22 protein-coding genes are annotated in these 26,351 nt (G+C 65.3%); 14 read left to right on the top strand and 8 right to left on the bottom strand.

Annotated elements, in window-relative coordinates:
• Positions 1-17: 17 nt before the first annotated feature.
• The 4 genes from EPK82_RS23250 (at position 18) to scpB (ending at position 3,901) form a co-directional block, all read left to right on the top strand.
• Positions 18-1,232 carry a tryptophan--tRNA ligase gene (locus tag EPK82_RS23250; protein WP_134678190.1) on the top strand — a complete coding sequence of 405 codons (1,215 nt, stop codon included), beginning with the start codon at positions 18-20 and terminating at the stop codon, positions 1,230-1,232.
• Positions 1,233-1,269: 37 nt separating this feature from the next.
• Complete coding sequence (locus EPK82_RS23245) at positions 1,270-2,085, top strand: segregation and condensation protein A (protein ID WP_037054168.1); 816 nt, start codon at positions 1,270-1,272, stop codon at positions 2,083-2,085.
• 43 nt (positions 2,086-2,128) lie between these two features.
• The gene (locus EPK82_RS23240; protein WP_037054166.1) at positions 2,129-3,022 is read left to right on the top strand and encodes a DUF4261 domain-containing protein; all 894 of its coding nucleotides are present in this window, start codon (positions 2,129-2,131) and stop codon (positions 3,020-3,022) included.
• A gap of 81 nt (positions 3,023-3,103) precedes the next feature.
• A complete protein-coding gene (gene scpB / locus EPK82_RS23235; RefSeq protein ID WP_134678189.1) occupies positions 3,104-3,901 on the top strand; it encodes an SMC-Scp complex subunit ScpB in 798 nt (265 codons plus the stop codon).
• Positions 3,902-3,919: 18 nt separating this feature from the next.
• Here the strand turns inward: scpB and gltS are convergent, their stop codons facing one another.
• From gltS to EPK82_RS23220, 3 genes are read right to left on the bottom strand one after another with little or no spacing between them, the layout of a single operon-like run.
• Positions 3,920-5,131 carry a sodium/glutamate symporter gene (gltS, locus tag EPK82_RS23230; RefSeq protein ID WP_134678188.1) on the bottom strand — a complete coding sequence of 404 codons (1,212 nt, stop codon included), beginning with the start codon at positions 5,129-5,131 and terminating at the stop codon, positions 3,920-3,922.
• A 35-nt stretch (positions 5,132-5,166) separates the two neighbouring features.
• On the bottom strand, positions 5,167-6,108 hold the full coding sequence (hutG, locus tag EPK82_RS23225; RefSeq protein WP_134678187.1) for a formimidoylglutamase: 942 nt from the start codon (positions 6,106-6,108) through the stop codon (positions 5,167-5,169).
• Between the two features lie 20 nt (positions 6,109-6,128).
• Positions 6,129-6,854 (bottom strand): IclR family transcriptional regulator, encoded by a 726-nt coding sequence (locus EPK82_RS23220; RefSeq protein WP_134678186.1) that lies wholly within the window; start codon positions 6,852-6,854, stop codon positions 6,129-6,131.
• 164 nt (positions 6,855-7,018) lie between these two features.
• Between EPK82_RS23220 and rluB the strand changes: the two genes are divergently transcribed.
• The gene (rluB, locus tag EPK82_RS23215) at positions 7,019-8,134 is read left to right on the top strand and encodes a 23S rRNA pseudouridine(2605) synthase RluB (RefSeq protein ID WP_037054151.1); all 1,116 of its coding nucleotides are present in this window, start codon (positions 7,019-7,021) and stop codon (positions 8,132-8,134) included.
• A gap of 56 nt (positions 8,135-8,190) precedes the next feature.
• Here rluB and EPK82_RS23210 read toward each other — a convergent pair whose 3' ends face one another.
• From EPK82_RS23210 to EPK82_RS23190, 5 genes are all read right to left on the bottom strand, one after another.
• Complete coding sequence (locus EPK82_RS23210; protein ID WP_037054148.1) at positions 8,191-9,117, bottom strand: GGDEF domain-containing protein; 927 nt, start codon at positions 9,115-9,117, stop codon at positions 8,191-8,193.
• A gap of 241 nt (positions 9,118-9,358) precedes the next feature.
• Positions 9,359-10,099 (bottom strand): YciK family oxidoreductase, encoded by a 741-nt coding sequence (locus tag EPK82_RS23205; RefSeq protein WP_037054145.1) that lies wholly within the window; start codon positions 10,097-10,099, stop codon positions 9,359-9,361.
• A gap of 105 nt (positions 10,100-10,204) precedes the next feature.
• Positions 10,205-10,876, bottom strand: coding sequence for an N-acetylmuramic acid 6-phosphate phosphatase MupP (mupP, locus tag EPK82_RS23200; RefSeq protein WP_037054143.1), 672 nt, complete (start codon positions 10,874-10,876; stop codon positions 10,205-10,207).
• Positions 10,876-11,574, bottom strand: a complete 699-nt coding sequence (ubiG, locus tag EPK82_RS23195) for a bifunctional 2-polyprenyl-6-hydroxyphenol methylase/3-demethylubiquinol 3-O-methyltransferase UbiG (protein WP_134678185.1) — start codon at positions 11,572-11,574, stop codon at positions 10,876-10,878. The genes mupP and ubiG overlap by 1 nt, the downstream gene beginning before the upstream one ends.
• 91 nt (positions 11,575-11,665) lie before the next feature.
• The gene (locus tag EPK82_RS23190) at positions 11,666-13,006 is read right to left on the bottom strand and encodes a TRZ/ATZ family hydrolase (protein ID WP_134678184.1); all 1,341 of its coding nucleotides are present in this window, start codon (positions 13,004-13,006) and stop codon (positions 11,666-11,668) included.
• 159 nt (positions 13,007-13,165) lie between these two features.
• On the opposite strand from EPK82_RS23190, the gene mtnA reads away from it, so the two are divergent.
• From mtnA to ihfB, 9 genes are all read left to right on the top strand, one after another.
• Positions 13,166-14,242 carry an S-methyl-5-thioribose-1-phosphate isomerase gene (mtnA, locus tag EPK82_RS23185; RefSeq protein ID WP_134678183.1) on the top strand — a complete coding sequence of 359 codons (1,077 nt, stop codon included), beginning with the start codon at positions 13,166-13,168 and terminating at the stop codon, positions 14,240-14,242.
• 224 nt (positions 14,243-14,466) lie between these two features.
• A complete protein-coding gene (gene gyrA / locus EPK82_RS23180) occupies positions 14,467-17,238 on the top strand; it encodes a DNA gyrase subunit A (protein WP_134678182.1) in 2,772 nt (923 codons plus the stop codon).
• 119 nt (positions 17,239-17,357) lie between these two features.
• The gene (gene serC, locus EPK82_RS23175) at positions 17,358-18,443 is read left to right on the top strand and encodes a 3-phosphoserine/phosphohydroxythreonine transaminase (RefSeq protein WP_037054129.1); all 1,086 of its coding nucleotides are present in this window, start codon (positions 17,358-17,360) and stop codon (positions 18,441-18,443) included.
• A 1-nt stretch (position 18,444) separates the two neighbouring features.
• On the top strand, positions 18,445-19,539 hold the full coding sequence (gene pheA / locus EPK82_RS23170; protein WP_037054127.1) for a prephenate dehydratase: 1,095 nt from the start codon (positions 18,445-18,447) through the stop codon (positions 19,537-19,539).
• 87 nt (positions 19,540-19,626) lie between these two features.
• Positions 19,627-20,736, top strand: a complete 1,110-nt coding sequence (gene hisC / locus EPK82_RS23165) for a histidinol-phosphate transaminase (RefSeq protein WP_134678181.1) — start codon at positions 19,627-19,629, stop codon at positions 20,734-20,736.
• Positions 20,733-22,973, top strand: coding sequence for a bifunctional prephenate dehydrogenase/3-phosphoshikimate 1-carboxyvinyltransferase (locus EPK82_RS23160; RefSeq protein ID WP_134678180.1), 2,241 nt, complete (start codon positions 20,733-20,735; stop codon positions 22,971-22,973). Before hisC ends, EPK82_RS23160 begins: the two co-directional genes overlap by 4 nt.
• Complete coding sequence (gene cmk, locus EPK82_RS23155) at positions 22,970-23,635, top strand: (d)CMP kinase (protein ID WP_037054123.1); 666 nt, start codon at positions 22,970-22,972, stop codon at positions 23,633-23,635. Before EPK82_RS23160 ends, cmk begins: the two co-directional genes overlap by 4 nt.
• Positions 23,636-23,783: 148 nt before the next feature.
• On the top strand, positions 23,784-25,466 hold the full coding sequence (rpsA, locus tag EPK82_RS23150; RefSeq protein WP_012018329.1) for a 30S ribosomal protein S1: 1,683 nt from the start codon (positions 23,784-23,786) through the stop codon (positions 25,464-25,466).
• Between the two features lie 265 nt (positions 25,467-25,731).
• The gene (ihfB, locus tag EPK82_RS23145) at positions 25,732-26,016 is read left to right on the top strand and encodes an integration host factor subunit beta (RefSeq protein WP_003243558.1); all 285 of its coding nucleotides are present in this window, start codon (positions 25,732-25,734) and stop codon (positions 26,014-26,016) included.
• Positions 26,017-26,351 lie beyond the last annotated feature (335 nt).

Raw genomic sequence — 26,351 nt, 5'->3', positions numbered from 1 at the left:
AATTTGGGTAGAACGGTTTGAGCCTTAACGACTCCGAACGTCGGGTGCTTTCTGGAATGCGTCCGAGCGGTCGTCTGCACCTCGGGCACTATCACGGCGTGCTGAAGAACTGGGTCAGGTTGCAGCACGAGTACGACTGCTTCTTCTGCATCGTCGACTGGCATGCGCTGACCACCGAGTACGCGGAGGTCGGTCAGCTGTCCCAGCATGTCATGGACATGGCGGTCGACTGGTTGTCGGCCGGCGTCAGCCCCAGTTCGGCGACGCTGTTCGTGCAGTCGCAGGTGCCCGAGCACGCCGAGCTGCACCTGCTGCTGTCGATGATCTGCCCGCTGAGCTGGCTGGAACGCGTGCCGTCCTACAAGGAACAGCAGGACGGTCAGTCCGGCAAGGACCTTTCCACCTACGGCTTCCTCGGTTATCCGCTGCTGCAGGCCGCCGACATCCTGCTGTACCGCGCCGGGCAGGTCCCGGTCGGCGCTGATCAGCTGCCGCACATCGAGTTCGCCCGCGAAGTGGCGCGGCGTTTCAACCATCTGTACGGCAGCGAGCCGGACTTCGAGGTGAAGGCCGAAGCCGCCGTCGGCAAACTCGGCAAGAAGCTCGGCAAGCTCTACAGCAATCTGCGCAAGGCCTACCAGGAGCAGGGCGATGCGCAGGCGCTGGAAACCGCCCGCGCCCTGCTCAAGGAGCAGAGCACCCTCACCCTGGGGGACCAGGAGCGCCTGTTCGGCTATCTGGAGGGTGGCGGCAAGGTGATCCTGGCCGAGCCGCAGCCGATTCTCGCCGAGTTCTCGCGGGTGCCGGGCCTGGACGGGCAGAAAATGGCCAAGTCCAGCGGCAATGCGATATTCCTGCGCGACAGTGATGCCGAGCTGGAGGAAAAACTGCGGCGCATGCCTACCGACCCGGCGCGCGTGCACCGCGACGATCCGGGCGAACCGCAGCGATGCCCGGTGTGGTCGCTGCACCAGCTGTACTCCAGCGACGAGCAGTTGCACTGGGTCATCGAAGGCTGCCGCAGCGCTGCGATCGGCTGCCTCGACTGCAAGAGCCGCCTGTGCTCCTCGCTGCAGAGCGAGCTGGCGCCCTTGCAGCGGCGTGCGATCGACTACGAGGACAGCCCGGACCTGGTCCGCAGCATCCTCGCCGAAGGGGCCGAGCGCGCACGTGACGAGGCACGCGACACCCTGGCCGAGGTGCGCATGGCCATGGGCCTGAACTACCGCTGAAGGAGCGCTCGCCGTGAGTGAACCCGTCACGCCGTCGATGGACAACCAGGCTGGTGCCCAGCAGGAGCTGCCGTTCGCCCTGGTGTATGGCGAAGCGGTCACCGAACTGCCGCTGGACCTGTACATCCCCCCGGACGCCCTGGAGGTGTTTCTCGAAGCGTTCGAGGGGCCGCTGGACCTGCTGCTCTATCTGATCCGCAAGCAGAACATCGACATCCTCGACATCCCCGTCGCGGAAATCACCAAGCAGTACATGGGCTATGTCGAGCTGATGAAGTCGGTGCGCCTGGAGCTGGCCGCCGAGTACCTGGTGATGGCCGCCATGCTCGCCGAGATCAAGTCGCGCATGCTGCTGCCGCGCTCGACCGAGACCGAGGACGAAGAGGATGACCCGCGCGCGGAGCTGATCCGCCGCCTGCAGGAGTACGAGCGCTTCAAGGCCGCCGCCGAAGACCTCGACGAGCTGCCGCGAGTCGGTCGCGACGTCATCGTGCCCAGGCTGGATGCCCCCGAGGCCAGGGCGCGCAAGCTGCTGCCGGATGTCAGCCTGGAAGAGGTGCTGCTGTCGATGGCCGAGGTGTTGCGCCGCGCCGACATGTTCGAAAGCCATCAGGTCACCCGTGAGGCGCTGTCTACCCGCGAGCGCATGAGCGAGGTGCTGGAGCGTCTCAAGGGCGGCGCGTTCGTGCCCTTCGTCGAGCTGTTCGCTGCAGAAGAAGGGCGGCTCGGCGTGGTTGTGACCTTCATGGCAATTCTCGAGTTGATCAAGGAATCGCTGGTCGAACTGGTGCAGAATGCGCCGTTTGCCGCCATCCATGTACGAGCCCGCATCGAGCAGGATGTGGAGGCGTAACGCGCGAGTCGTCCTGGGAAGCGTTGAACAAAGGGAGTTTCAGGTGAGTATCTTTTCGCGTTTCTTCGGTCGCCGCGACGACGCTGCCGCAGAGCCGGCCCGTCTGGTCGCCAATCCCGCCAGCGAAGGGCGAGTCAGCCTGCAGGTGCTGTTCCCGGCCGCGCTGCAGCTGGATCAGGACGAGCTGACCCGCGTCTTGCGTGCCTATCACCCGGAAATGGCCGCAGCGAGCTGCGAGGTGTCCGACGAAGTCGAACAGTTCTTCGCCCTGGCCGGCTGGGGAGAGCACGTGGTGCGGCTGCTCGGCTTCGATGCGCCGTTCCCTGCGCAATCGCTGGAGTCCTGCGTGGCCCCCGCGCATTACCCGCAGGCGCTCAAGGATGAGGTGCGCGCCCATGCCAGCCATGTCCTGCTGTACTACGCCGGGCATGACGACGACCCCCTGGAGCAATACGTGGTGCTGGCCGCGGTCGCCGGTGCGCTGGCGCATTTCGGTGCCATCGCGGTGCTCAACGAGAGTGGCAGGACCTCCTTGCCCGCAGCGATCTTCAATGACCAGGGACTGGGACGCGAGAGCCTGGACGTGCTGCGCGGCATGCCGCTGACCGCGCTCTACTGCGGCTTCGTCAAATACGACGTCGAAGGCGTGCAGGGCACCTGGATGCGTACCTACGGCGGTGGCGTGTTCGGTATCGCCGACTTCGCCGTGCTGGCCGAGGGGCATCATGAGGGCGAACGCTACTCGGAGCTGTTCGACAACGTGATGAGCTACCTGCTGAGCAGCGGCGCGCAGATGGCCCCCGGGCACACCCTGCAGGTCGGCGAGGACGCCTTCATGCGCCTGCGGGCGCCGCTGGCCGAGGAATACTTTCTCGACGGGCCGGACCCGCTGCTGGTCGCCGAGATCATCGCGGCGCACGAGGCCAATCCGGCCTGAAGCGCCCCTCGGCATTTGCTAGACTGCCGGGCCGCATTTAATGTGGCCCCTTTCACTTCTTGCCCCCAGGTTTACCTGATCATGACGCTGTCCGATCCGCACCAGCTTGCCACCGTGCTCGAAGGCCTGCTCCTGGCGGCGGGCAAGCCCATGTCCCTGGAGCGCCTGTTCGAGCTGTTCGAGGAGCACGAGCGTCCGGACAGCGGCGTCTTTCGCGAGGCCCTGGGCATCCTGGCGCGCAGCTGCGAGGGGCGTGCATTCGAACTGAAGGAAGTCGCCTCGGGCTACCGCCTGCAAGTGCGTGAGCGCTTCGCCCCCTGGGTCGGACGGCTGTGGGAGGAGCGGCCGCAGCGCTACTCGCGCGCGCTGCTGGAAACCCTGGCGCTGATCGCCTATCGGCAGCCGATCACCCGTGGCGAGATCGAGGATGTACGCGGCGTGGCGGTCAACAGCAACATCACCAAGACCCTGCTCGAGCGCGAGTGGATTCGCGTGGTGGGCTATCGCGACGTCCCGGGGCGGCCGGCGATGTTCGCCACCACCAAGGGCTTTCTCGATCACTTCAACCTCAGGAGCCTCGACGAACTGCCGCCGCTGGCCGCGCTGCGGGAGCTGGAGCCCGAGCCGCAACTGGCGCTGGATGACGAGGCGGAAGTGCCGGAAGGGCTGCAGGCGCGCGCCGATCTGGCGCTGCAGGAGGAGGGCGAGGCCGCCGAGCCACGGGAGGAAACCAGTTTCCGCAGCCTGCTGGCCGAACTCGACACCATGGAGCTGGGGCTCAAGACCGATTTCGACGACTTGCCCGAGCCGGAGTCCGAGCCCGAACCCGAGGCGCTGGAAGCGGACGAGCCCGAGCCACGGCCGGCGGCGGACGACTGAGGTCCGCCGCCCGCTGTATCAACCGGCGAAGGCGTTGATGAACCAGGTGATCGCCGGCAGCGCGACGATATCGATCAGCACGGCGCCGCACAGCGGCACGATGATGAACGCCTTGTAGGAAAACACCTTGTAGTGTTCGCAGACCGCGCCCATGTTCGCCACCGCGTTGGGCGTGGCGCCCAGGCCGTGGCCCATGAACCCGGCGCAGAGCACGGCGGCGTCGTAGTCGCGGCCGAGCAGGCGGAACAGCACGAACAGGGTCAGCAGCAGCATGATCACCACCTGGATCAACAGCACGCCCAGCAGCGGCAGGCCGAGCTGTTCCAGCTCCCAGAACTTCAGGCTCATCATCGCCATGGTCAGGAACAGCCCGAGGCTGACGTCACCCAGGGTGCTGATGGCGCTGTCGGGCAGTTCCAGCAGGCGCATGCGGTCATTCAGGTTGCGCACGATGATGGCCACGAACATGGCGCCGACGTAGCTCGGCAGGACCACGCCCAGGTGCGCGTCGAGCGCGCCGCCGAGCCAGAAACCCAGCACCATGATCACCAGGATGCAGGTCAGCAGGCGCAGCAGGGTGGCGCTGTCGAGCGTGCCCACGCTGCCCTGGCTGGCGCGTTCGAGCTGGCTCAGCTCGGCGCTGTTGTGGCTGTCCAGGCGCAGCTGGTGGCGGCTGATCAGCCAGCGCGCCACCGGTGTGCCGAGCAGGCCGCCAGCGACCATGCCGAAGGTGGCCGCGGCCAGCGCCGCCGTGGCCGCGCCCTGGGCGCCGAGCCCTTCGGCCACCGGGCCGAATGCCGCCGCCGCGCCGAAGCCGCCTTCGAGCGACACCGCGCCGGCCATCAGGCCCAGCAGCGGGTCGAGGTTGAACAGCCCGGCGGCGCCGACGCCGACCAGGTTCTGCAGGATGGCCAGCGCCCAGCAGGCGCCGAGGTAGATGAACAGCGTCTTGCCGCCGTGGCGCAGCAGGCCGAGGCTGCCGCCGAGGCCGACGGTGGTGAAGAAGGCCACCATCAGCGGACCTTGCAGGGCGGTGTCGAGGGTCAGCTCGAGCACGTCGAGCTTGCGCAGCAGCCAGATCACCAGGGCGAAGCCGAAACCGGCGACTACCGGTGCCGGTACGCAGAGGAAGGTCAGCACGCGGCTGTGGCGCTTGAGCAGCACGCCGCCGCCGAGCAGCAGCAAGGCGAGCGCCGTGGTGGTCAGGGCGTCGAGGTTCAGAGTCATCATTGTCATTGTTCTCTAGGGGTGGGCGGTGGCAGGGGTCACTCGAGCAGGCAGGCGGCCAGGCGTGCGGCGCAGCGAGCGGTATGGGCGTCGATGTCCAGACGCGGGTTGAGTTCGGCGATGTCGGCCAGGCGCAGCTTGCCGCTGGCCTTGACCAGGCGCAGCAGGCGTTCCACCAGCGCCAGCTCCACGCCATGCGCGGACGGGGCGCTGACGCCGGGCGCCTGGGCGGCGGGCAGCACGTCCAGGCACAGGGTCAGGTAGAGCTGGTCGATCTCGCCGAGAAAACGCTCCAGGGTCTGCTCGATCTGCGCCTGGTTGCCGGCGTGCATCTGGTGGTCGAGCAGGTAGCGCACCTCGAGGCGTTCGGCCTCGGCGAACAGCGCGGCGGTGTTGTTGGGCCGGCTGACACCCAGGCAGCAGTAGTGGAAAGGCTGGCCCTGGCGCGCGCAGCGCTCGGCGATCTGGCGAAACGGCGTGCCCGAGGAGGCCCGCTCGGCGTGGCGCAGGTCGAAATGGGCATCGAAGTTGAGGATGCCGATGCGTGCCTCGGGGGCGTGTTCTGCCAGGTGATCGGCCAGGCCGCTGTAGCTGGCGAAGGCGATCTCATGGCCGCCGCCGAGGCCCAGCGGCAGGTGGCCGGCGTCGAGCAGGTGGCGGATATCGGCGGCAAAGCGCTGCTGGGCCTGCTCCAGGTCGGCATCCTCGCAGCGCACGTCACCGGCATCGTAGAGGGCATGGGGTGCGTGCCAGGCGAGATTGGCCAGGGCCCGGCGCAGGGCCAGCGGGCCTTCGCAGGCACCGGGGCGCCCCTGGTTGCGCTGCACGCCCTCGTCGCAGGCGAAGCCCAGCAGGGCTACGCCTGGGGGCTGCGGCGCGTGGTCCAGTGGCTGTACCCACTGGTGCCAGCGCCGGGCGTCGCTGCCTTCGCCGGCGTCGATGCGGCCTTGCCAGGGGGTCATGTCCAGGTGTGCGTGCATGGGGTTCGTTCTCTCTCGTCTCAGTCCAGGCGCGCGCTGACTCGCGCGGCGCTCTCCAGGGTCCAGCGTTGCAGCTGCTCTGCGCGCGCCTGCACGCGGCTGGCCGGGCCCATCAGGCTCAGCGCGCCGTGCAGGCGGCCACGGCTGTCGAGCAGGGCGGCGCTCACGCCCCACACGCCCTCGTCGATTTCGCCCAGGCTGGTGCTGTAGCCGCAGGCGCGAATCTGCTCCAGCTCTTCGCGCAGCGCTGCGTGTTGACTGGCGCCCAGCCCCTGCTGGGTCAGCAGCGCCTCGAGCTCGCTGGGCTCCAGGTGAGCCAGCAGGGTCTTGGCCGAGGCGCCGTGCAGCAGCGGCTGGGCCAGGCCTTTCTGGTAGCAGCAGCGCAGCGGCTGCGGGCTGTCGATCAGCTCCACGCAGATCACCTGGCCGTTGCTCGGCAGCATCAGCCCTACGCTTTCCTTGCTCAGCTCGGCCAGGCGCCGCAGCTCGGGCTTGGCCAGGCTGACCAGGGTCGAGTCGCGGTCGAAGCGCTTGGCCAGCAGCAGGCAGGCCGGTCCCGGCAGGTAGCGGCCGTGGCCCTGGTCTTCGGCCAGGCCCCAGCGCAGCAGGGTGTTGAGGTGCCGGTAGGTGCTGCTCAGCGGCTGGCCCAGGCTGGCCGACAGTTCCTTGGCCGACAGCGCCTGTGGCGAGCGGCCCAGGGTGACGAGAATCTGCAGCAGGCGGTCGGTGGGGTTCGAATAGTTCATGCTCGGCATCCTTGATGATTTTTTTCGTCTAGTGAAATCGGGTTCCCGCTGGGTGGGAATTTTTAGCGATTTTCCCCGCTTGCGCCTGGCCTGCTAGGCTTCAGGAGCCCACACGCGTATGATTCGCGCCCGTTTCTACCCTTGTCACACCGGGAGGTGCCCAGATGAACGAACACGAACAACCACGCCCTGCAGGCGAGAAACTGCAGAAAGTCCTGGCCCGCATGGGGCTGGCCTCACGTCGTGAGATCGAGACCTGGATCGGCGAAGGCCGCGTCAAGGTCAATGGCGTTGCCGCGACCCTCGGTCAGCGCGTCGACAGTCACGACGCCATCGCGCTCGATGGGCGCCTGCTCAAGCGCGAAGAGATCGCCGGCTCGGTACGCCGCGTGCTGATCTACAACAAGCCCGATGGCGAGATCTGCACCCGCGACGATCCGGAAGGCCGTCCGACCGTCTTCGACCGCTTGCCGCGACCGAAGGAAGGCCGCTGGATCAACATCGGCCGCCTCGACATCAACACCACCGGCCTGCTGCTGTTCACCACCGACGGTGAGCTGGCCAACCGCCTGATGCACCCGTCCTACCAGATGGACCGCGAATACGCGGTGCGGGTACGCGGCGAGGTGACCGAGGAAATGCTCGAGAACCTGAAGAAGGGCGTCATGCTCGAGGACGGTCCGGCCAAGTTCACCGACATCAAGGAAGCGCCTGGCGGTGAAGGCTTCAACCACTGGTACCACTGCGTGGTGATGGAAGGCCGCAACCGCGAGGTGCGCCGTCTGTGGGAATCCCAGGGGCTGGTGGTCAGCCGTCTGAAGCGCGTGCGCTTCGGCCCGGTGTTCCTGACCTCCAACCTGACCATGGGGCGCTGGCGCGAGATGGATCAGCGCGAGGTCGACATCCTCAGCGCCGAAGTCGGGCTCACCCCGCAGGCGTTGCCGGCGATGAAGGAAAAGACCCGCGAGAAGCTCGACCGCCTGCAGCGCAAGTCGGCCAAGCCGGTGGACGTGCGCGGCAAGCGCGTGCTGCGTCCGGCCAAGGACGAAGCCGCTGGCGAGGCCCGTCCGGGGCGTGCGCCGCGCAAGGGTGCCGATGAACGCCGTGAGGGTGGGCGTGGTACGCCGGTCGCCGAGCGTCCGAGCGATACCAAGAAGCGCCAGCCGCGCCCGGCGGTCGAACTCGCCGATCGCCCCGCCCGCAAGCCGCGTCCGGCAGGGCCGGACAAGCGTTCGCCCACTGGCGATGGTCAGCGCCCAGGCTTTGGCCGCAAGCGCTGAGTGATGAAAAAAGGGACTCCATGGAGTCCCTTTTTCATTGCCGGCGTGGTGCGCTTTCAGCCTGCCATCGACAGGCGGTTGCGTCCTTCGCGCTTGGCCACGTAGAGGGCGTTGTCGGCGCGGCGCAACAGGCTGTCACTCGACTCGCCGGGCAGCAGGCAGGCGCAGCCAAGGCTGATCGACACGTCGATGGGGCGGCCGGCGTCCAGGCATTGCAGCTCCATCACCGCGAAGCGCAGGCGTTCGCCGACCAGGGCTGCGCCCTCACGACTGGTGCCCGAGAGCACGACCAGGAATTCCTCGCCGCCGAAGCGGAACACCATGTCGATGTTGCGCAGCTGATTCTTCAGGGTCTGGGCCACGGCCTTGAGCACTTCGTCGCCCAGTGCGTGGCCATGGTTGTCGTTGATCGACTTGAAGTGGTCGATGTCCAGCATCAGCAGGGACAGCGGCTGCAGGTTGCGGCGGGCCAGATCCACCTCGCGCTGCAGCACCTGGTCCATGGCGATGCGGTTGCCGGTGTCGGTCAGCGGGTCGCGCAGCGCGCTCTGCAGGGCCGTGCGGTAGAGCAGCGCATTGCGCAGCGGGAACAGCAGGCAAGCCAGCAGCGCCTCCAGTTGCACCAGTTCCTCTTCGGAGAAGCGCTGCTTGCGCCTGAAGATCAGTTCGCCCAGGTATTCCCCCTCATGGCTCAGGCGATAGCCGGCCGAGTGCGGCGCGCGTTCCCCCAGTTCCAGGCGCAGGTCCTGCGACGGGTGCTGGAAGGCCAGGGCGTCGAGTGGCACCAGGCGCTGCACTTCGCGGAAGAACAGGTTGAGGATGCGCTCGGCATCCAGGCTGGTCTGCAGTTGCAGGCTCAGCTGATGGTACAGCTCCACAAGGCTGGCGGGCTTGAGCGGCAGGTTGCGATTGCCGGCGAAGCCGAGACGCTGCAGCTTGGCCGCGTCGAAATCGATGGTGTTGGAACGGCTGGGGGGGACCATGGAGCAGAACCTCTGGCGCGATGGTGCGACGAGAGGGTTAGAGCGAATATCATGCCAAGTGGTTCAAGTGAGCTGAAAATCCTGTGAAGTCAGTCACTTAGCCGGTTGAAAAAATGTCACGTGGCAAGCGTTTGCCGGTTGTCTGACGCCAATGCTGGCAATGTGCTGCCGCCAGGGCAGGGTGGTGGCATATTTCTGTCATGCTGCGGGCCGCAGCTGCCTGCGGCCCGCAGTGGGCGGGTCACTGGGCGTCGAAGGCCTGACCGTTGACCCCTTTGCTGTCCGGCCCCATCAGGTAGAGGTACAGCGGCATGATGTCTTCGGGCAGCGGGCGGGTGGCCGGGTTTTCCCCCGGATAGGCCTGGGCACGCATGGCGGTGCGCGTAGCGCCGGGGTTGATGCTGTTGGCGCGCACGTTGCTGATACCGTCCAGTTCGTCGGCCATCACCTGCATCAGCCCTTCGGTGGCGAACTTGGAGACCGCGTAGGCGCCCCAGTAGGCGCGCCCCTTGCGGCCGACGCTGCTGGAGGTGAAGGCGACGGAGGCGTCCTGCGACAGCTTGAGCAGAGGCAGCAGGGTGCTGCTGAGCATGAACATGGCGTTGACGTTGATGTGCATCACGCGCATGAAGTTGTCGCCGGAGAGTTGTTCCAGCGGCGTGCGCGGGCCAAGGACCGAGGCATTGTGCAGCAGGCCGTCGAGGCGCCCGAACTCGTTCTCGATCATCACCGCCAGCTCGTCGTACTGGTGCGGCAGGGCGGTTTCCAGGTTGAAGGGGATCACCACCGGCTGCGGGTGACCGGCCGCCTCGATCTCGTCATAGACCTGGCTCAGGTTGGCCTCGGTCTTGCCCAGCAGCAGCACGGTCGCGCCGTGGGCCGCGAAGCTCTTGGCAGCGGCGGCACCGATACCCCGGCCGGCGCCGGTGATCAGGATGACGCGATCCTTGAGCAGGTCTGGGCGGGCGCTGTAATCGAACATGAACAATCTCCTTCGGCGAGCTGCAAGCCTCGGGCTGCAAGTCTCAAGATAAAGCGAAAGACGGGGGCAGGCAGCATGCCTGGTGTGGCGCGTGCGGCTGCTGCGTCAGCAGCCGCACAGGGCGCGGTCGAGCACCGCGCGCAGTTCCTGCGGGTGGTCGACCACGACGTCGGCCCCCCAGTTGCGCGGGTTGTCTTCGGGGTGGATATAGCCGTAGGTCACGGCGGCGGTACGGCAGCCGGCGGCGCGACCCGATTCGATGTCGCGGGCGTCATCGCCGATGAACAGCACTTCCTCGGGCTTGACGTTCATCTGCTGGCAGGCGAGCAGCAGCATGTCCGGGGCCGGCTTGCTCTGCTTGACGTGATCCGGGCAGACCAGCACCGCCGAACGCTCGGCGAGATTGAGGCGCTGCATGATCGGCTCGGCGTAGCGCACCGGCTTGTTGGTGGCGACGCCCCACTGCAGGCGGGCCAGCTCGATGTCGCCGAGCAGTGCCTCGATGCCGTCGAACGGGCGCGTCAGGACCGCGCAGTGTTCCTGGTAGCGCTCGAGAAACTCCTGGCGCAGGGTCTCGAAGGCCGCGGAATCCGGGTCCTCGTCGAAGGCGCAGGCGACCATGGCGCGAGCACCGCCGGAAACCTGGTCACGAATGGCCTTGTCCGCCAGCGGCGGCAGGCCACGAGCGGCGCGCATGGCCTGGGTGATGGCGATGAAGTCCGGCGCCGAATCGAGGAGGGTGCCGTCCATGTCGAACAGAACTGCGCGCAAACGCATCAGTCTTTCCTCAGCGTCTGGATCATGTAGTTGACGTCGACATCCGCTTCCAGCTTGTAGTGCTTGGTCAGCGGGTTGTAGGTCAGGCCGATGATGTCCTTGACCTCGAGGCCCGCCGCGCGGCTCCAGGCGCCGAGCTCGGAGGGGCGGATGAACTTCTTGAAGTCGTGGGTGCCGCGTGGCAGCAGGCGCAGGATGTACTCGGCGCCGATGACGGCGAACAGGTAGGCCTTGGGGTTGCGGTTGATGGTGGAGAAGAACACCTGGCCGCCCGGCTTGACCAGCTTGTGGCAGGCGCGGATCACCGAGGAGGGGTCCGGCACGTGCTCGAGCATCTCCAGGCAGGTGACCACGTCGAACTGGCCGGGCATCTCCTTGGCCATGGCTTCGGCGGTGATCTGCCGGTATTCGACCTCGACGCCAGACTCCAGCTGGTGCAGCTGGGCGACGGAGAGCGGGGCTTCGCCCATGTCGATGCCGGTGACCGTCGCGCCGCGCTGGGCCATGGCCTCGCTGAGGATGCCACCGCCGCAACCGACGTCCAGCACGCGCTTGCCGGCCAGGCTGACGCGTTCATCGATCCAGTTGACCCGCAGCGGGTTGATGTCGTGCAGGGGTTTGAACTCGCTCTCGCGGTCCCACCAGCGGTGTGCCAGGGCCTCGAATTTGGCGATTTCGGCGCGGTCGACGTTGCTCATAAGCATCTCTTTCAAAGCATGGAAAGCGTATCGCCGTCATGTTGCCAGTTTAAGTCCTGGCGTGGGGCGGCGCGGGTTCGTTCAATGTATGTCAGTTTGTCGCAGGTTCGGGCGAGCCTCTGCCGATTTTCCTGCCCCAGTCCCTGGCCCTGGCGATCAGTTCGCGCTCGTCCATGCGGGTCAGGCGGCCCTCGTCCAGCAATTGCTTGCCGCCCACCCAGAGGTGTTTCACGCAGTCGCGAGCGCTGGCGTAGACAAGCTGCGATACCGGGTCGTAGACCGGTTGCTGGGCCAGGCCGGAGAGGTCGAAGGCGACGAGGTCGGCCAGCTTGCCGGTTTCCAGCGAGCCGACCTGGGCGTCCAGGCCGAGGGCGCGAGCACCGTTGAGCGTGGCCATGCGCAGCGCGCTGTGGGCGTTCAGGGCCGTGGCCGAGCCCGATACGGCCTTGGCCAGCAGGGCGGCGGTGCGCGTTTCACCGAGCAGGTCCAGGTCGTTGTTGCTGGCGGCGCCGTCGGTGCCGATGGCGACGTTGACGCCGGCCTGCCACAGGCGCTCGACCGGGCAGAAGCCGCTGGCCAGCTTGAGGTTGGACTCCGGGCAATGGACGATGCTGCAGTTGTGCTCGACCAGCAGGGCCAGGTCGTCGTCGTCGATCTGGGTCATGTGCACGGCCTGGAAGCGCGGGCCGAGCAGGCCCAGGCGGGCCAGGCGGGCCAGGGGGCGCTCGCCGTGCTTGGCGACGGCCTCGGCCACTTCCTGGGCGGTTTCATGCACGTGCATGTGAATGCCGGCATCCAGCTCGTCGGCCAGCATGCGCACCTGTTCGAGCTTGTCGTCACTGACCGTGTAGGGTGCGTGCGGGCCGAAGGCGATGCGGATGCGCGGGTGCTGCTTGAGGTCGTCGAACAGTTGCAGGCCCTTGCGCAGCGCCTCGGCGGCGTTGAGCGCGCCGGGGACGGGGAAGTCCAGCACGGGTACGGTGATCTGCGCGCGTACGCCCGCCTTGTGCACGCACTCGACGGCCGTCTGCGGGTAGAAGTACATGTCGGAGAAGCAGCTGATGCCGCCCTTGATCTGTTCGGCGATGGCCAGGTCGGTGCCGTCGCGGACGAAAGCCTCGTCGACCCATTTGCCCTCGGCCGGCCAGATGTGCTCGTGCAGCCAGGTCATCAGCGGCAGGTCGTCGGCGATGCCGCGCAGCAGGGTCATCGCCGCATGGCCGTGGGCGTTGATCAGGCCGGGGGCGAGCAGGCAGTCCGGCAGTTCGCGCACCTCGCTGGCGGGATGGCGCAGGGCTTCGGCGCGCGGGGCGATCAGCACGATGTGCCCGTCGCGAATGCCCAGGCCATGCTCGCGCAGCACCACGCCAGCCGGCTCCACGGGCACCAGCCAGGTCGGCAGGAGCAGAAGGTCGAGAGGGGCTTGGGGCATGGGAGCGTGTCCGTCTGGCTTGAAGGCTGCATGGAAGGCCGCCAGTGTATAGATGAACGCGCGTTGCTTGAAGTCGCCGGGGCTGCTGGATTGTTCGGTTGGCGCCTGCTTCTCTGCGTATAATCCGCGATTTTTTGATGGTTAAGGGTGGGGTGCGCGATGCGCGAGCAATTGCTGGCGGTGGAGAAGGTCCAGGCGATCGAGTGGCGCGATGGTGCGCTTTATCTGCTCGACCAGCGCCTGTTGCCGCATCGGCAGACCTGGTTGCGCTACGACTCCGCGGCGGCGGTGGCGGATGCGATTCGCGACATGGTGGTGCGCGGTGCGCCGGCGATCGGGATCGCGGCGGCCTATGGCCTGGTGCTGGCGGCGCGCTCCAGGCTGCAGGCGGGCGGTGACTGGCGCGCTGCGCTGGAGGTCGACTTCGCTCGCCTGGAACAGTCGCGTCCTACCGCAGTGAACCTGTCCTGGGCCCTGCAGCGTATGCGCGAGCGCCTGGCGCGGCTCAAGGATGACGAGCAGGCGCTGCAGCAGCTGGAGGCCGAAGCGATCGGCATTCACGCCAGTGACCGTGAGGCCAACCTGACCATGGCGCAGCTCGGCATGGAGCTGATTCGCAAGCACCAGGGCAATCCGCAGGTGCTGCTGACCCATTGCAATGCCGGGGCGCTGGCCACCGGCGGTTTTGGCACCGCGCTCGGGGTGATCCGCGCTGCGCACCTGGAGGGGCTGGTCGAGCATGTCTACGTCGACGAGACCCGTCCCTGGCTGCAGGGCGCGCGCCTGACCGCCTGGGAGCTGGCCGGCGACGGCGTGCCGGTCAGCCTCAACGCCGATGCGGCGGCCGCGCACCTGATGAAGACCAAGGGCATCACCTGGGTGATAGTCGGCGCCGATCGCATCACTGCCAACGGCGACGTGGCCAACAAGATCGGGACCTATCAGCTGGCGGTCAACGCCATGCACCATGGCGTGCGGCTGATGGTGGTGGCGCCCAGCTCGACCATCGACATGAACCTGGAAAGTGGCGAGGACATCCTGCTCGAGGAGCGCGATGGGCGTGAGCTGCTGGACGTTGCCGGGCACCGGATGGCGGCGGATGTGCATGCGGTCAATCCGGTGTTCGACGTGACGCCGGCTGACCTGGTCGACTACATCGTGACCGAAAAGGGCGTGGTCGAGCGCCCGGACAGCGCGAAGATGACGCAACTGATGTGCCGCAAGCGCCTGCACTGAGTGCGCCGCGCACTCCCTGTCGCGGGGTAGGTGTGCGGCACGCTTTGTGGTAATCTCCGGCAGTTTTCAGGGGGGCTGGTCACAGCCGCCTTCACTGCATCGAATCGTGACATAACTCGTTGATTTGTCGTGAGTCGCTGATGGCTCGAAGCTATCGCGACGTGCTCCATGGCGTTCAGGAAGAATGACGCGGAGTTTCACCAGAAAAAGGAACCAGGCTTCTCATGGGCGAACTGGCCAAAGAAATCCTCCCGGTCAATATCGAAGACGAGCTGAAACAGTCCTACCTCGACTACGCGATGAGCGTGATCGTCGGGCGTGCGCTGCCGGATGCGCGCGATGGCTTGAAGCCCGTCCACCGTCGTGTGCTGTACGCCATGAGCGAACTGGGCAACGACTGGAACAAGCCCTACAAGAAATCCGCCCGTGTGGTCGGTGACGTGATCGGTAAATACCACCCGCACGGCGACACTGCGGTGTACGACACCATCGTGCGGATGGCGCAGGACTTCTCCCTGCGTTACCTGCTGGTCGACGGTCAGGGCAACTTCGGTTCGGTGGACGGCGACAACGCCGCCGCCATGCGTTACACCGAAGTGCGCATGACCAAGCTGGCCCACGAGCTGCTGGCCGACCTGGACAAGGAAACCGTGGACTGGGTGCCGAACTACGACGGCACCGAGCAGATTCCGGCGGTGATGCCGACCAAGGTGCCGAACCTGCTGGTCAACGGCTCGTCGGGTATCGCCGTGGGCATGGCCACCAACATCCCGCCGCACAACCTCACCGAGGTGATCGATGGCTGCCTGGCGCTGATCGACAACGCCGAGCTGAGCGTCGATGACCTGATGCAGTACATCCCGGGCCCGGACTTCCCCACTGCCGGCATCATCAACGGCCGTGCCGGGATCATCGAGGCCTACCGTACCGGTCGCGGGCGCATCTACATCCGTGCCCGCGTCGAGGTCGAGGACATCGACAAGTCCGGCAATCGCCAGCAGCTGGTGGTCACCGAGCTGCCGTACCAGCTGAACAAGGCGCGTCTGATCGAGAAGATCGCCGAGCTGGTCAAGGAGAAGAAGATCGAAGGCATCACCGAGCTGCGTGACGAGTCCGACAAGGACGGCATGCGCGTGGTGATCGAGCTGCGTCGTGGCGAAGTGCCGGACGTGGTGCTGAACAACCTCTACGCCCAGACCCAGATGCAGAGCGTGTTCGGCATCAACGTGGTGGCGCTGGTCGACGGTCAGCCGAAGACCATGAACCTCAAGGACATGCTCGAGGTGTTCGTCCGTCACCGCCGTGAAGTGGTGACCCGCCGGACCGTCTACGAGCTGCGCAAGGCCCGCGAGCGTGGCCACATCCTCGAAGGCCAGGCCGTGGCGCTGTCCAACATCGACCCGGTGATCGAGCTGATCAAGGCCTCGCCGACGCCAGCCGAGGCCAAGGAGCGCCTGCTTGCCACGGCCTGGGAATCCAGTGCGGTGGAAGCCATGGTCGAGCGCGCCGGCGCCGACTCCTGCCGCCCGGAAGGGCTGGACGAGCAATACGGTCTGCGTGACGGCAAGTACTACCTGTCGCCGGAACAGGCGCAAGCCATTCTGGAGCTGCGTCTGCACCGCCTGACCGGTCTGGAGCACGAGAAGCTGCTGGCCGAGTACCAGGAAATCCTCGCCCTGATCGGTGAGCTGATCCGTATCCTGACCAGCCCCGAGCGCCTGATGGAAGTCATCCGCGAGGAGCTGGAGAAGGTCAAGGCCGAGTTCGGCGATGCCCGTCGTACCGAGATCATCGCCTCGCGTCAGGACCTGACCATCGCCGACCTGATCACCGAGGAAGAGCGCGTCGTCACCATCTCCCACGGCGGTTATGCCAAGAGCCAGCCGCTGGCGGCCTACGAGGCCCAGCGCCGTGGCGGCAAGGGCAAGTCGGCCACCGGGGTGAAGGACGAGGACTACGTCGAGCACCTGCTGGTCGCCAACAGCCATGCCACCCTGCTGCTGTTCTCCAGCAAGGGCAAGGTGTACTGGCTGCGCACGTTCGAGATCCCCGAGGCGTCGCGCACTGCGCGCGGCCGCCCGCTGGTCAACCTGCTGCCGCTGGACGAGGGTGAGCGCATCACCGCCATGCTGCAGATCGACCTCGAGGCCCTGCAGCAGAGTGCCGGTGCCGACGAGGACCTGGACGAAGAAGGCGTGGTGATCGAAGGCGAAGCCGTCGAAGTCGCCGAGGTCGAGGAAGTCGAGGAAGTCGAGGGCGAAACCCCCGAGCTGGTCGCCGAGCCGACGGGCGCCTACATCTTCATGGCCACCGCCTTCGGTACTGTGAAGAAGACGCCGCTGGTGCAGTTCAGCCGTCCGCGCAGCGCCGGCCTGATCGCACTGCGCCTGGAAGAGGGTGACACCCTGATCGCCGCCGCGATCACCGATGGCGCCAAGGAAGTCATGCTGTTCTCCGACGCTGGCAAGGTGCTGCGTTTCGCCGAAAGCAAGGTGCGCACCATGGGTCGTACTGCGCGCGGTGTGCGTGGCATGCGCCTGGGCAAGGATCAGGAACTGATCTCCATGCTCATTCCCGAGTCCGGTGCGCAGATCCTCACGGCATCCGAGCGCGGCTTCGGCAAGCGCACCGGCCTGGGCAAGTTCCCGCGTCGCGGTCGTGGTGGTCAGGGCGTCATCGGCATGGTGACCAGCGAGCGCAACGGCAAGCTGGTCGGTGCCATCCAGGTGCAGGACGGCGAGGAAATCATGCTCATCTCCGACCAGGGCACGCTGGTGCGTACCCGCGTCGACGAAGTCTCCAGCTCGGGTCGTAACACCCAGGGCGTGACGCTGATCAAGCTGGCCAAGGATGAAACCCTGGTCGGTCTGGAGCGTGTGCAGGAGCCGACGCCGGTCGAGGACGACGAACTGCTCGACGGTGAGGAGGGCGTCGAGGTCGCCGAAGAAGGCGCCGAGGTACCGGTCGCCGACGCCGAGGAAGGCAGCGAGGAATAAATGCGCGCCTCGTGGGAGGGGCTTCAGCCGCGACTGTCGCCGCTGAGGCCCGTCCCACAGATCGCGGGTTCAGGTCGTAGGATGGGGTGAACCCATCGAAATGAATTGAGAGAAGAGAAGTGAGCAAGCGAGCTTTTAACTTCTGCGCTGGCCCGGCCGCGCTGCCGACCGCTGTACTGCAACGTGCCCAGGCCGAAATGCTCGACTGGCAGGGCAAGGGCCTGTCGGTCATGGAGATGAGTCACCGTAGCGACGAGTACGTGGCCATCGCCAGCCAGGCCGAACAGGACCTGCGCGATCTGCTCGCTGTGCCCAGTGATTACAAGGTGCTGTTCCTGCAGGGCGGTGCCAGCCAGCAGTTCGCCGAGATCCCGCTGAACCTGCTGCCGGAAGACGGCGTGGCGGATTACGTCGAGACCGGTATCTGGTCGAAGAAGGCCATCGAAGAAGCGCGTCGCTATGGCGCCATCAATGTCGCCGCCAGCGCCAAGGCGCACGACTATTTCGCCATTCCCGGGCAGAACGACTGGCAGCTGTCGAAAGATGCCGCCTACGTGCATTACTGCAGCAACGAAACCATCGGCGGCCTGCAGTTCGACTGGATTCCGCAGGTGGGCGACACGCCCCTGGTGGCGGACATGTCCTCGGACATCCTCTCGCGTCCGCTGGATGTCTCGCAGTTCGGCCTGATCTACGCCGGTGCGCAGAAGAACATCGGCCCCAGCGGCCTGGTGGTGGTGATCGTTCGTGAAGACCTGCTCGGCCGCGCTCGTTCGAGCTGCCCGACCATGCTCGACTACAAGGTCTCGGCGGACAACGGCTCGATGTACAACACCCCGGCGACCTATTCCTGGTACCTCTCCGGCCTGGTGTTCCAGTGGCTGAAGGAGCAGGGCGGCGTCGAGGCCATGGAGCGCATCAACCGCGCCAAGAAAGACCTGCTGTACAAGACCATCGACGACAGCGACTTCTACAGCAACCCGGTTGCGCACAATGCGCGCTCCTGGATGAACGTGCCATTCCGTCTGGCCGACGAGAAGCTGGACAAGGTGTTCCTGGCCGGCGCCGACGAGCGTGGCCTGCTCAACCTCAAGGGGCACCGCTCGGTGGGGGGCATGCGCGCCTCCATCTACAATGCCGTCGGCCTGGATGCGGTCGAGGCGCTGGTGGCCTACATGGTCGAGTTCGAGAAGGAGCATGGCTGACATGTCCGAGCAGGAACTGCAGGCGCTGCGGGTTCGCATCGACAACCTCGACGAGCGCATCCTCGAGCTGATCAGCGACCGTGCGCGCTGCGCCGAAGAAGTCGCGCGGGTGAAGATGAAGGAACTGAAGGAGGGCGAGTCGCCCGTCTTCTACCGTCCCGAGCGTGAAGCCCAGGTGCTCAAGCGCGTGATGGAGCGCAACCAGGGGCCGTTGGGCAACGAGGAGATGGCGCGGCTGTTCCGCGAAATCATGTCCTCCTGCCTGGCCCTGGAGAACCCGCTGAAAGTCGCCTACCTCGGCCCGGAAGGCACCTTCAGCCAGGCAGCGGCGATGAAGCACTTCGGCCATGCGGTGGTCAGCGTGCCGATGGCCGCCATCGACGAGGTGTTCCGCGAGGTCGCCGCCGGCGCGGTGAACTTCGGCGTGGTGCCGGTGGAGAACTCCACCGAAGGGGCGATCAACCACACGCTGGACAGCTTCCTCGAGCACGACATGGTTATCTGCGGTGAGGTGGAGCTGCGCATTCACCATCACCTGCTGGTGGGCGAGACCACCAAGACCGACAAGATCACCCGTATCTATTCCCATGCCCAGTCGCTGGCGCAGTGCCGCAAGTGGCTGGATGCGCATTACCCCAACGTCGAGCGCGTGGCGGTTTCCAGCAATGCCGATGCGGCCAAGCGCGTGAAGAGCGAGTGGAACAGCGCGGCCATCGCCGGTGACATGGCCGCCAACCTGTATGGCCTGACCAAGCTGGCCGAGAAGATCGAGGATCGCCCGGACAACTCCACGCGCTTCCTCATCATCGGCAGCCAGGAAGTGCCGCCGACCGGCGACGACAAGACGTCGATCATCGTCTCCATGCGCAACAAGCCGGGTGCCTTGCACGAGCTGCTGGTGCCGTTCCACAACAACGGCATCGATCTGACCCGCATCGAGACCCGTCCGTCGCGCAGCGGCAAGTGGACCTATGTGTTCTTCATCGACTTCATCGGCCACCACCGCGATCCGCTGATCAAGGACGTGCTGGAAAAACTGGCTCAGGAAGCCGTGGCGCTGAAGGTGCTGGGTTCCTATCCGAAGGCGGTACTTTAAACTGCAGCCACAAGCTGCGAGCCACAGGCTGCAAGTGAGCGGCGCTCTGGCTCCTGGCTTGCGGCTTAGAGCTTGAGGCTTGCAGCTATGACTTGTGATTTCCTGACCCTGGCCCAGCCAGGCGTGCAGAAGCTTTCCCCCTACGTTCCAGGCAAGCCGGTCGATGAGCTGGCTCGCGAGCTGGGGCTCGATCCGGCCGGTATCGTCAAGCTGGCCAGCAACGAGAACCCGCTGGGCCCCAGCGACAAGGTGCTGGCGGCGATTCGTGCCGAACTGGATGAGCTGACCCGCTATCCGGATGGCAACGGTTTCACCCTCAAGGCTGCCCTGGCCAGCCGCTATGCTGTCGATGCAGCGCAGGTCACCCTGGGCAATGGTTCCAACGACATCCTCGAGCTGGTCGCTCGCGCCTACCTGGCGCCGGGCCTCAATGCCGTGTTCAGCGACTACGCCTTCGCCGTGTACCCCATCGCCACTCAGGCTGTCGGTGCCCAGGGCAAGATCGTGCCGGCCCGGGACTATGGTCACGATCTGGACGCAATGCTCGCCGCGATCGACGACGACACCCGCGTCGTGTTCATCGCCAACCCCAACAACCCGACCGGTACCTGGTTCGGTCCCGAGGCGCTGGAAGCCTTCCTGGCCAAGGTGCCGGAGTCGGTGCTGGTGGTGCTGGACGAGGCCTATATCGAGTACGCCGAGGGTGATGAGCTGCCGGATGGTCTGGACTACCTGGCGCGTTATCCCAATCTGCTGGTCTCGCGTACCTTCTCCAAGGCTTATGGCCTGGCGTCGCTGCGGGTCGGCTACGCGATCAGCTCGCCGGCCATCGCCGACGTGCTCAACCGGGTGCGGCAGCCGTTCAACGTCAACAGCCTGGCGCTGGCCGCCGCCTGCGCGGCCCTGGCCGACAGCGACTACCTGGCCGAGAGCCGTCGTCTCAATGACGCCGGCATGCAGCAGCTGGAAGACGGCTTGCGTGCCCTGGGGCTCGGCTGGATTCCGTCCAAGGGCAACTTCATTGCCGTCGACTTCGGGCGTGACACCGCCGCGATCAACCAGGCGCTGCTGCGCGAAGGGGTGATCGTGCGGCCGATGGCGGGCTACCGCATGCCGAACTTCCTGCGCGTTTCCATCGGTTTGCCGAGGGAGAACGCACGCTTCCTCGAGGCGCTGGCCAAGGTGCTCTCGGCGTGACTGTAACGGCCGTGCAATCGAATGCTCCTAAGATCGGCCGCCTCGTGGTGGTGGGCCTCGGGTTGATCGGTGGCTCCTTCGCCAAGGGGCTGCGTGAGCGTGGCCTGTGTCGCGAAGTGGTGGGGGTCGACCTGGATGCCGAGTCACGGCGACTGGCCGTGCAGCTGGGGGTGGTCGATCGCTGCGAGTCTGACCTGGCCACCGCCTGTCAGGGTGCCGATGTCATCCAGCTGGCAGTGCCTATCCTGGCCATGGAGAAGCTGCTCGCCGAGCTGGCGAAGCTCGATCTCGGCACGGCGGTGCTGACCGATGTCGGCAGTGCCAAGGGCAATGTCGTGCGCGCCGCGCGCCTGGCCTTCGCCGGCAAGCACGTGCGCCTGGTGCCCGGGCACCCGATCGCCGGTTCCGAGCAGAGCGGTGTGGAGGCTGCCAACGCCGGCTTGTTCCGCCGGCACAAGGTCATCCTCACGCCTTGCGAGCACAGCGATGAGTCAGCCGTGGCGCTGGTCGAGAGCCTGTGGCGCGAGCTGGGGGCGGCTGTGGAGGTGATGGAGGTGGAGCATCATGACCAGGTGCTCGCCGCGACCAGTCATCTCCCGCATCTGCTGGCTTTCACCCTGGTCGACTCGCTGGCCAAGCGCAGCGAGAACCTGGAGATTTTCCGTTACGCCGCTGGTGGTTTCCGCGATTTCACGCGGATCGCCGGCAGTGATCCGGTGATGTGGCACGATATCTTCCTCGCCAATCGCGAGGCCGTGCTGCGTACGCTGGACACGTTTCGCGACGACCTCGACGCCCTGCGCGACGCGGTCGACGCTGGGGATGGGCATCAACTGCTGGGCGTGTTCACCCGCGCCCGTGTGGCCCGCGAACATTTCAGCAAAATTCTGGCCCGCAGGGCCTATGTGGACGCTATGCACTCGACCGATCTGATTTTCCTGGCAAAACCCGGTAGCTCGCTGGCCGGCCGTATTCGCGTACCCGGTGACAAATCCATCTCGCATCGTTCGATCATGCTGGGTTCGCTGGCCGAAGGCACGACCGAGGTCGAGGGTTTCCTCGAGGGTGAAGATGCCCTGGCTACCCTGCAGGCGTTTCGCGACATGGGCGTGGTCATCGAAGGCCCGCATCATGGCCGCGTGACCATCCATGGTGTCGGGCTCAATGGCCTGAAGGCGCCGGCCGGCCCGCTGTACATGGGTAACTCCGGTACCTCCATGCGCCTGCTCTCGGGGCTGCTGGCCGCGCAGCCGTTCGATACCACCCTGACCGGTGATGCCTCGCTGTCCAAGCGCCCGATGAATCGCGTGGCCAAGCCGCTGCGGGAAATGGGCGCGGTGATCGAGACCGCTCCGGAAGGTCGTCCGCCGCTGACCATCAAGGGTGGCCAGCGCCTGACCGGCATGGCTTACGAGATGCCGATGGCCAGTGCCCAGGTCAAATCCTGCCTGTTGCTGGCCGGCCTGTACGCCGCTGGCAGCACCTCGGTGACCGAGCCGGCGCCGACTCGCGACCACACCGAGCGCATGCTGCGCGGCTTCGGCTATCCCGTCAGCGTCGAGGGTGCCACGGCGTGCGTCGAGTCCGGGCACAAACTCAGCGCGACCCGTATCGAGGTGCCGGCCGACATTTCCTCGGCGGCCTTCTTTCTGGTCGCTGCCAGCATCGCCGAGGGTTCCGAGTTGGTGCTCGAGCATGTGGGCATCAACCCGACCCGTACCGGTGTGATCGACATCCTCAAACTGATGGGCGGCGACATCACCCTGGAGAACCAGCGTGAAGTCGGCGGCGAGCCGGTTGCGGACATCCGTGTGCGCGCGGCCAGGCTCAAGGGCATCGATATCCCGGAAGATCTGGTGCCGCTGGCCATCGACGAGTTCCCCGTGCTGTTCGTGGCTGCTGCCTGCGCCGAAGGCCGCACCGTGCTGCGCGGCGCCGAAGAGCTGCGGGTCAAGGAGTCCGATCGTATCCAGGTCATGGCCGATGGTCTGGTCGCGCTGGGCGTCAAGGCCGAGCCGACCCCGGACGGTATCGTCATCGAAGGCGGCGCCATCGGTGGTGGTGAGGTCTGGGCGCACGGCGATCACCGCATCGCCATGTCCTTCAGCGTCGCCTCGCTGCGTGCCAGCGCGCCGATCCGCATTCACGACTGTGCCAATGTCGCCACGTCCTTCCCCAACTTCCTCGCCCTGGCGGCCGAAGTGGGCATCAACGTGGCAGAAGAGGGCAAGGCATGAGCGCCCCGGTCATCACCGTCGACGGGCCGAGCGGCTCGGGCAAGGGCACGCTCTGCGCGCTGCTGGCCAAGCAGCTGGGCTGGAACCTGCTCGACTCCGGCGCCCTGTATCGCCTGCTGGCCTTCGCCGCCGGTAATCACGGCATCGACCTGACCAACGAGGAAGCGCTCAAGCAACTGGCGGCGCATCTGGATGTGCAGTTCATCGACAAGCGCATCATCCTCGAAGGCGAGGAGGTCACCGACGCCATCCGCAACGAGCAGGTGGGGGCGGGCGCTTCCATGGTCGCCTCGCTGCCGGCGGTGCGTGAAGCGCTGCTGCAGCGTCAGCGCGCGTTCCAGGAAATGCCGGGCCTGGTCGCCGATGGCCGCGACATGGGAACGGTGGTGTTCACCGAGGCGCCGCTGAAGGTTTTCCTTACGGCCAGCGCCGAGGAACGTGCTCGCCGCCGCTACCTGCAGTTGAAGGCCAAGGGCGATGATGTTAATCTCGCGAGTCTTCTCGATGAGATTCGGGCGCGCGATGAGCGCGATACCCAGCGCGCAGTGGCACCGCTGAAGCCTGCCGCAGACGCAATCCTGCTGGATTCGACCGAGCTTTCCATCGAGCAAGTGCTAGAACGAATTCTGCGTGAGGTCGCCGAGCGCGATCTCGCCGGGTAAGAGCTCCGGCTGTCCTAAGTCGGAAAGCTCGCAAGGAGGCATGCGGGAGACCAGTCCTTGTCCCGCAGGCCTCTTTTTACATGAACGAACCCACATGGTCTGGAATGTGGTTTGGGCGAATCCCCGCCCTTGATCAACAGGAATCAACATGAGCGAAAGCTTTGCAGAACTATTTGAAGAAAGCCTGAAATCCCTCGACATGCAGCCGGGTGCCATCATCACCGGTATCGTGGTCGACATCGACGGTGACTGGGTTACCGTACACGCCGGCCTGAAGTCCGAGGGCGTCATCCCGCTCGACCAGTTCTTCAACGAACAAGGCGAGCTGACCATCAAGGTCGGTGACGAAGTCCACGTTGCGCTGGACGCGGTTGAAGATGGCTTCGGTGAAACCAAGCTGTCCCGCGAGAAAGCCAAGCGCGCTGAATCCTGGCTGGTTCTGGAAGCTGCGTTCAACGCTGAAGAAGTGGTCAAGGGCGTTATCAACGGTAAGGTCAAAGGCGGCTTCACCGTTGACGTCAACGGCATCCGCGCGTTCCTGCCGGGTTCCCTGGTCGACGTCCGTCCGGTGCGTGATACCACTCACCTGGAAGGCAAAGAGCTGGAATTCAAGGTCATCAAGCTGGACCAGAAGCGCAACAACGTTGTCGTTTCCCGTCGCAGTGTCCTGGAAGCCGAGAACAGCGCCGAGCGCGAAGCTCTGCTGGAATCCCTGCAGGAAGGCCAGCAGGTCAAAGGTATCGTCAAGAACCTCACCGACTACGGTGCGTTCGTTGACCTGGGCGGCGTAGATGGTCTGCTGCACATCACCGACATGGCCTGGAAGCGCATCAAGCACCCGTCCGAAATCGTCAACGTTGGCGACGAGATCGACGTCAAGGTTCTGAAGTACGACCGCGAGCGCAACCGCGTATCCCTGGGCCTGAAGCAACTGGGCGAAGACCCATGGGTTGCCATCAAAGCCCGTTACCCGGAAAACACCCGCGTCATGGCGCGCGTCACCAACCTGACCGACTACGGCTGCTTCGCTGAGCTGGAAGAAGGCGTTGAAGGTCTGGTGCACGTTTCCGAAATGGACTGGACCAACAAGAACATCCACCCGTCGAAAGTCGTCAACGTCGGCGACGAAGTGGAAGTCATGGTTCTGGACATCGACGAAGAGCGTCGTCGTATCTCCCTGGGTATCAAGCAGTGCAAGACCAACCCGTGGGAAGACTTCTCCGGTCAGTTCAACAAGGGTGACAAGATCTCCGGCACCATCAAGTCGATCACCGATTTCGGTATCTTCATTGGTCTGGACGGCGGCATCGACGGCCTGGTTCACCTGTCCGACATCTCCTGGAACGAAGCCGGCGAAGAAGCCGTGCGTCGCTTCAAGAAGGGCGACGAGCTGGAAACCGTCATCCTGTCGGTCGACCCGGAGCGCGAGCGCATCTCCCTGGGCATCAAGCAGCTGGAAGACGATCCGTTCAGCAACTACGTCTCCCTCAACGACAAGGGCACCATCGTCCGCGGCGTTGTGAAGGAAGTGGATGCCAAGGGCGCCATCATCGACCTGGGCAACGAGATCGAAGCCACTCTGAAAGCTTCCGAAATCAGCCGTGACCGCGTTGAAGACGCGCGCAACGTCCTGAAGGAAGGCGACGAAGTAGAAGCCAAGATCATCAGCGTTGACCGCAAGTCCCGCGTTATCAGCCTGTCCATCAAGTCGAAAGACGTCGAGGACGAGAAGGACGCGATGAAGGAACTGCGTAACAAGCAAGACGTTGAAAGCACCGGCCCGACCACCATTGGTGATCTGATCCGTGCTCAGATGGAAAACCAGAACTAAGTTCAGGTAATTCATCGAAGAAAAGGGCGGCCCTCGGGCCGCCCTTTTTCGTTTCTGCAGCGCTCATCGGTCCGCTGGCATGCGGCGACGGTGGCACTCGCTGCGCCCGCTGAATGTGTGCCTGATGCGGCGCTTATGCCTGAGTCATCAACTCTCAATCCGGATATTGCGCTAACACCTTGTTTTTTGGGCTGTTCAAAAGCTGACCAGCGTGCTAAAACCGATCCATCGAGTCTTCTAGCCGCTTGAAAAAGAAGGGAAAACCATGACCAAGTCGGAGTTGATCGAACGAATCGTCACTCACCAGGGTCAGCTCTCCTCCAAGGATGTCGAGCTGGCCATCAAGACCATGCTGGAGCAGATGTCCCAGGCGCTGGCGACAGGGGATCGCATCGAGATCCGTGGCTTCGGCAGCTTCTCCCTGCACTACCGCGCCCCGCGCGTAGGGCGCAACCCGAAAACCGGCCAGTCGGTGCGCCTGGACGGCAAGTTCGTGCCGCATTTCAAGCCAGGCAAGGAGCTGCGGGATCGGGTCAATGAAGACGAGTGACCTGATCCGCAGGGCCTGCTGAACCGCTTTCCGGCGTCATCCCTTTGTCATGCTTGCGAAATAACAGAAAACCGGGAAAATGTGCGGGTTTTCATATCGCTGCCTAGTTGGCCAGTCTTACTGACCACATTGCTTCCGCAAAGGCTGAATCTAACCTGTACTACTGGGCTGAGTCCCTTTAGGCTTCTGTCGTTAAGGGATTGACCTTTGCGGTACCCCCAACCAGCTATCGCCGTGCTGCTGTTTGCATTGCGGGTCCATACCGCCCGCGAATGGATGGCGGGCATCCTCCTCGGAGCGGTCTCGACCATTTGCGGGGGCGCGTTTTGCAGGGG

It is taken from the genome of Ectopseudomonas khazarica, from assembly GCF_004521985.1.
GTDB classification, from domain to species: Bacteria; Pseudomonadota; Gammaproteobacteria; order Pseudomonadales; family Pseudomonadaceae; genus Aquipseudomonas; species Aquipseudomonas khazarica.
This window is presented reverse-complemented; position numbering and strand designations above follow the sequence as displayed.

Bases quoted from the DNA above. Each gene is read 5' to 3' on its own strand.
- EPK82_RS23245 (WP_037054168.1), top strand. From the start codon at position 1,270: ATGGACAACCAGGCTGGTGCCCAGCAGGAGCTGCCGTTCGCCCTGGTG.
- scpB (WP_134678189.1), top strand. From the start codon at position 3,104: ATGACGCTGTCCGATCCGCACCAGCTTGCCACCGTGCTCGAAGGCCTG.
- gltS (WP_134678188.1), bottom strand. From the start codon at position 5,131: ATGATGACTCTGAACCTCGACGCCCTGACCACCACGGCGCTCGCCTTG.
- hutG (WP_134678187.1), bottom strand. From the start codon at position 6,108: ATGCACGCACACCTGGACATGACCCCCTGGCAAGGCCGCATCGACGCC.
- EPK82_RS23220 (WP_134678186.1), bottom strand. From the start codon at position 6,854: ATGAACTATTCGAACCCCACCGACCGCCTGCTGCAGATTCTCGTCACC.
- rluB (WP_037054151.1), top strand. From the start codon at position 7,019: ATGAACGAACACGAACAACCACGCCCTGCAGGCGAGAAACTGCAGAAA.
- EPK82_RS23210 (WP_037054148.1), bottom strand. From the start codon at position 9,117: ATGGTCCCCCCCAGCCGTTCCAACACCATCGATTTCGACGCGGCCAAG.
- EPK82_RS23205 (WP_037054145.1), bottom strand. From the start codon at position 10,099: ATGTTCGATTACAGCGCCCGCCCAGACCTGCTCAAGGATCGCGTCATC.
- mupP (WP_037054143.1), bottom strand. From the start codon at position 10,876: ATGCGTTTGCGCGCAGTTCTGTTCGACATGGACGGCACCCTCCTCGAT.
- ubiG (WP_134678185.1), bottom strand. From the start codon at position 11,574: ATGAGCAACGTCGACCGCGCCGAAATCGCCAAATTCGAGGCCCTGGCA.
- EPK82_RS23190 (WP_134678184.1), bottom strand. From the start codon at position 13,006: ATGCCCCAAGCCCCTCTCGACCTTCTGCTCCTGCCGACCTGGCTGGTG.
- mtnA (WP_134678183.1), top strand. From the start codon at position 13,166: ATGCGCGAGCAATTGCTGGCGGTGGAGAAGGTCCAGGCGATCGAGTGG.
- gyrA (WP_134678182.1), top strand. From the start codon at position 14,467: ATGGGCGAACTGGCCAAAGAAATCCTCCCGGTCAATATCGAAGACGAG.
- pheA (WP_037054127.1), top strand. From the start codon at position 18,445: ATGTCCGAGCAGGAACTGCAGGCGCTGCGGGTTCGCATCGACAACCTC.
- hisC (WP_134678181.1), top strand. From the start codon at position 19,627: ATGACTTGTGATTTCCTGACCCTGGCCCAGCCAGGCGTGCAGAAGCTT.
- cmk (WP_037054123.1), top strand. From the start codon at position 22,970: ATGAGCGCCCCGGTCATCACCGTCGACGGGCCGAGCGGCTCGGGCAAG.
- rpsA (WP_012018329.1), top strand. From the start codon at position 23,784: ATGAGCGAAAGCTTTGCAGAACTATTTGAAGAAAGCCTGAAATCCCTC.
- ihfB (WP_003243558.1), top strand. From the start codon at position 25,732: ATGACCAAGTCGGAGTTGATCGAACGAATCGTCACTCACCAGGGTCAG.